The following is a 722-nucleotide window of genomic DNA, read 5'->3' as shown; positions in this document are numbered from 1 at the left end:
GTGCTCTTCCGATCTGCGCACGCCCTGCGCAACTCGGCGGGCATGCTGCGCCTTTCCGCCCTGCACGGCCTGTGCGACGCCCTGGAGCAGGCGGCAGGCCGCCCCGCCGCCGAACCCGATGTCCCACTGCCCGACCTGCAGGACCTGCTGGACCGGCTGCTGCCGCTGCTCGAAGCGGGCGTGGCCCGCGTGCGTGCCGTCACCGACCGGGATGGGGAATCCCGCGCAAGCAACGCAATCGATACCGCAACGCCGGGAGCCGCCCCGGCGAAGGAGACAGGACACTGATGGCCTGCATACTCGTGGTGGACGACGAAGCCATGGTCCGCACCATGCTGGCCGAGGTGGCCGTGGGCATGGGGCACGAGGCCCTCACCGCCGCCACCCTGAACGAAGGGCTGCGCCTTGCCGCCACCGGCGCGCCCGACGTGGTCTACCTGGATGTGCTGCTGCCCGACGGCAACGGTCTGGCCCACGTGACCACCTTCGGCCGCCTGCCGTGCGCCCCGGAGATCATCGTGATCACCGGCTTCGGCGACGCGGACGGCGCGGAAACCGCCCTGCGCCACGGGGTATGGGAGTACCTGCAAAAGCCCCTGCGCGTGCAGGACATCACCCTTTCGCTGTCTCGCGTGCTGGCCTACCGCAGCGGCAGGGCGCGGCGGGGGATCGGCGGCGGGGCCAACGGCACGGTGTCCGGCACGGCGCAGGCCGGTCAGGCC

Annotated in this window: 2 protein-coding genes; both read left to right on the top strand. The window is 72.2% G+C overall.

Annotated features, from left to right (window positions below; genetic code table 11):
- Positions 1-288, top strand: a 288-nt coding sequence (locus FVW27_RS18070; RefSeq protein WP_167127877.1) for an Hpt domain-containing protein, incomplete at its 5' end; no start/stop codon positions are given.
- The coding region (locus tag FVW27_RS18065; protein WP_167127874.1) for a response regulator at positions 288-722 on the top strand (435 nt) is incomplete at its 3' end. The genes FVW27_RS18070 and FVW27_RS18065, both read left to right, overlap by 1 nt.

The organism is Nitratidesulfovibrio liaohensis, assembly GCF_011682075.1.
GTDB lineage: Bacteria > Desulfobacterota > Desulfovibrionia > Desulfovibrionales > Desulfovibrionaceae > Cupidesulfovibrio > Cupidesulfovibrio liaohensis.
The sequence above is the reverse complement of the archived record's forward strand: the minus strand, read 5'-3'. Positions and strand labels throughout refer to the sequence as shown.